This window comes from Photobacterium sp. OFAV2-7, assembly GCF_022347985.1.
GTDB lineage: Bacteria > Pseudomonadota > Gammaproteobacteria > Enterobacterales > Vibrionaceae > Photobacterium.
Genome location: NZ_JAKRFQ010000477.1, coordinates 1 through 3,890, shown reverse-complemented (window position 1 = coordinate 3,890; position 3,890 = coordinate 1). Strand labels below are relative to the sequence as shown.

At 47.0% G+C, this 3,890-nt stretch carries 3 protein-coding genes; all 3 read right to left on the bottom strand.

All coding sequences use genetic code 11. The features are described 5' to 3' along the window. Window positions 1-362 precede the first annotated feature (362 nt). The 3 genes from ptsG to MHN01_RS19300 all read right to left on the bottom strand — a co-directional run bounded on the left by ptsG (window position 363) and on the right by MHN01_RS19300 (window position 3,889). The gene (gene ptsG, locus MHN01_RS19310) at window positions 363-1,793 is read right to left on the bottom strand and encodes a PTS glucose transporter subunit IIBC (protein ID WP_239412839.1); all 1,431 of its coding nucleotides are present in this window, start codon (window positions 1,791-1,793) and stop codon (window positions 363-365) included. Between the two features lie 439 nt (window positions 1,794-2,232). Next, window positions 2,233-3,009 carry a YchF/TatD family DNA exonuclease gene (locus MHN01_RS19305; protein ID WP_239412838.1) on the bottom strand — a complete coding sequence of 259 codons (777 nt, stop codon included), beginning with the start codon at window positions 3,007-3,009 and terminating at the stop codon, window positions 2,233-2,235. A 28-nt stretch (window positions 3,010-3,037) separates the two neighbouring features. Next, entirely contained in the window at window positions 3,038-3,889 is an 852-nt protein-coding gene (locus MHN01_RS19300; RefSeq protein WP_239412837.1) for a DNA polymerase III subunit delta' C-terminal domain-containing protein, read from the bottom strand. Window position 3,890: the final 1 nt, after the last annotated feature.

Sequence of the window (3,890 nt, the reverse complement as noted above, 5' to 3'; positions counted from 1 at the left end):
TCCTCAAATGCGATAACCAAGCACAAGAAGTCAACATCTTCATCTTACCCTTAATGCATGGAGTACGCGATAGAAACGTTTCTACTGTAATTGCTATTTATGATACTGTCAACTACCTTAACACTGAAATCATCACACAGATAACACAATGATTTGAGAGTAATGGCCAAAGAGAACATAGAAAACAAGCTAAATATTTGATAATAAAAGATTCTATTTCAATGAAAATAATATAATTTTCAATCAAGCCAATAGAAACGTTTATACTGCCTTATAGGGAATTGAAAACGTTGAAGGTAAAAGTCAGAAAGTAAAAAGGGAAGCCGAAGCTTCCCTTGAAAAGGTACTATACCGATTATCGATTAGTGATTTCGGATCCACTCATCCATATCAGACTTCAGGTTATCAGACTTGGTACCAAAGATAGCCTGAACACCGCCACCGGCAATTACTACCCCAGCGGCACCCAACTTCTTGAGCTGCTCCTGGTCAACTTTATCGACGCTGGCTACTGACACACGCAAACGCGTGATACAAGCATCAAGCCCTGTAATGTTATCCTTGCCACCAAAGGCCATGACAAGCTCTTTCGCCAACTCTGAGCCTTCTGCTGTTACGCCCGTGCCTTCTTCTTCGTCTTCACGACCCGGCGTCTTCAGATCAAGCTTGGCAATCACGGTGCGGAAAACCACATAGTAGATAGCAGCATAGATTAATCCCATGAACGGGAACAACCACAGCTTCTGAGAGTTCGCCGATAACACCACAAAATCAATAAATCCGTGCGAGAACGTTGTACCATGAACCATGCCCAACATGTTGGTCATCACAAATGCCGATCCAGCTAGCAATGCGTGTATCCCATACAGGATAGGCGCAACGAACAGGAAGGAGAACTCAATCGGTTCAGTAATACCGGTCAGGAATGATGTCAACGCCGCTGAAATCATAATACCACCGACCTTGGCACGGTTCTCAGGTTTGGCCGAGTGCCAAATTGCGATTGCAGCCGCAGGCAAGCCATACATTTTGAACATATAGCCGCCCGCTAGCTGACCGAACCCGTTGCCAGCAAGACGCGAAGGCTCATCAGCAACCAGGTAGCAAGTCAGCACACCGTTTTGTGTTTCACCGGCAGCATTAACACAGCTACCCGCCTCGAAGAAAAACGGTACGTTCCAAACATGGTGCAAACCAAACGGGATTAGAGAACGCTCAACAACACCGTATATACCAAATGCCAACGTCGGGTTCTGGTGAGCAGCCCACTCAGAGAAAGCCTCAATACCGCCGCCGATTGGTTGCCAGATAACAGACAGTAGAAGCGCCAAGGCAATAGCGCAAAAACCTGTCATGATCGGAACAAATCGCTTGCCGGCAAAAAAGCCAAGGTATTCCGGAAGCTGAATACGATAGAACTTGTTGAAAGCCCATGCCGCTAGGCCACCGACAAGAATACCTCCAAGCACACCGGTATCAAGTTTGTCGACTTCCATGACTCCAGCCATAACGCTTAATGTCGCAGCCAAAATGCCGTAGCCAACAATTGCAGCCAGCCCAGCGACACCATCGTTATTTGTAAAGCCCAACGCAACGCCCACTGCAAACAACAGCGGCATCTGGCCGAATACAGAACCACCAGCTTGCTCCATAATTTGAGAGACTACTTCAGGCAACCAGCTAAAATTCGCTGCGCCAACCCCCAGTAATATACCGGCTACCGGCAAAACCGATACAGGCAGCATAAGCGCCTTACCGACTTTTTGCAGGTTAGCAAAAAGGTTCTTAAACATAGTGTGCTCCTGAGTGAGAATGTTTTAGTTAGTTATCAAGTCAGTGCAAGCGACCTACCCCCGTAGTCATAATGCTAGCACCACTTAGCTTTTTTATTGCCTCACAAGTATAAAATGAGGCATTTTATAAAACTTGATACTTATCAATGATACCGCTCAGGAATGAAATATTATTCCAAAATATCGCCTAATAAATCACCACTAATTACATCCATCTCGTCGATAATGATTAAAACGCTGATTTTTAATACAGGTTCAAATTAAAATCACTTAAAACAATGAAAGTGAATTTCATTATTGGAATTAATTTTCAAGAAGGGTGCAGAAGGAAACATTTTTGAATGCTTCACGCAAATATTGCGTGCAAGCACAGAAGCAAATTTAAATAAAAAAGGAGCATTTGCTCCTTTTTACTTCAACAAATCATTCTGTGTTTTGGCTAACGCTTAGCCAGGGAGAAAAGCGTGAAGAAATTATCCGTGGTTACTTTCTCGACCTCTTCAGCAGAGACGCCTTTAAGCAGGGCAATATACTCTGCAACTTCACGTACATAGGCAGGCTGGTTTTGCTTACCGCGATACGGGATCGGAGCCAAATAAGGGGAGTCTGTCTCGACCAGCAGGCGATCCAGCGGAAGGTTGCTGACAACGTGCTTTAATTCGCTGGCTTTGTTAAAAGTGACGATACCGGAAATCGAAATATACAACCCAAGTTCAATCGCTTCCTTGGCCATCTCCAGACTTTCGGTAAAGCAATGCAACACGCCACCGCACTTTTCCGCCCCTTCTTCACGCAGGATCTGCATAGTATCCTCACGGGCCATTCGGGTATGGATGATCAACGGCTTGTTGAGCTCTACCGCCAGACGGACATGCTGACGAAAGATTTCTTGCTGCTGTTCGGCCAATTCCGGTTGATAGTGGTAATCCAGGCCTGTTTCACCGATAGCAACTACGCGCTCATGCTGAGCAAAGGTCTTGAGCTGTTCAAAATCGAAACCCGCCTCGATATCTAATGGATGCACACCGCAGGAGGCAAACACATTTTCATGCGGCTCAATCATCTCTATCATGGTCGGGAAGCTTTTCAGGGTTACGCCAACAGACAGGAAGTACTCTACCCCCCGTGCCTTTGCCTTGGCCAACACATCATCAATCCCTGTATGAAGTTGCTCGTAGTCCAGTTTGTCCAGGTGACAATGTGAATCAACTAACACGTTCCTTTCCTCAATTCTATTTTCTCTATTAATCGGCGATAAAACCGGTCAGCCACTCAACAACCAGCAGCTCTTCATTCAATCCGGTGTGTTTTTCCAACTTTCGATGCAACTCGTTGGCTTTACGTACCTGCGTTAACAATATGGTCGGACTGATCTTCGCAGCAACAGCCTGCACCTTATCAACAGACTCACTGTGCACCAGGTGCGAGCTGACACCCTGCTGGAGTTTAATACAATCAACAAGGAAGTAGCTAAGCCACTTAAGGCTGACAATGCCCTCACTCGTACAAAGGGCAGCCACATCATAGACACCGGTAAAGGGCGGCTGCAGAAAATCGCTAAATGCCCCAAGCAAGTTTCCATGACGGATGTCTTGTCCCTGTTCAATAAACCGCTGTGTCGCTAAAGGGGCTCCGCCGTTCAGGCGTACCGATTCCAACTTTACCGTTTGCATCATCTGCCGCTCAACCCAGCGCCGGGTTTCCTGCTCGTCAGGCACGGCCAGTCGCCATTTGTTACAGCGGCTGTTGATTGTCGGCAACAGGCTGTCGAGCGACTGTGCCGTCAAAATAAACTGACAACCCGATGGTGGTTCTTCCAGGGTTTTCAATAAGGCATTCGCTGCGGCCTCTCCCAACGCATCAGCGTGATCTATCATGATCACGCGCTGACCTGCCAGCTGAGACGTTTCCATCGCCCAGCGGTTACACTGACGAACAGCATCAACGCCAATCTGTTTGCCTTCCTGCAAAGGAGCGACAACATGAAAATCAGGATGGGTCTTTGCAGCAAATAGCTGACAGCTATGGCATGCCCCACAGGGCTCGGTATCGCAGTTCTGACAAAGCACTGTCTGGGCGAGATGTTGCGCCAGCACC

Bases quoted from the DNA above. Each gene is read 5' to 3' on its own strand.
- ptsG (WP_239412839.1), bottom strand. From the start codon at position 1,793: ATGTTTAAGAACCTTTTTGCTAACCTGCAAAAAGTCGGTAAGGCGCTT.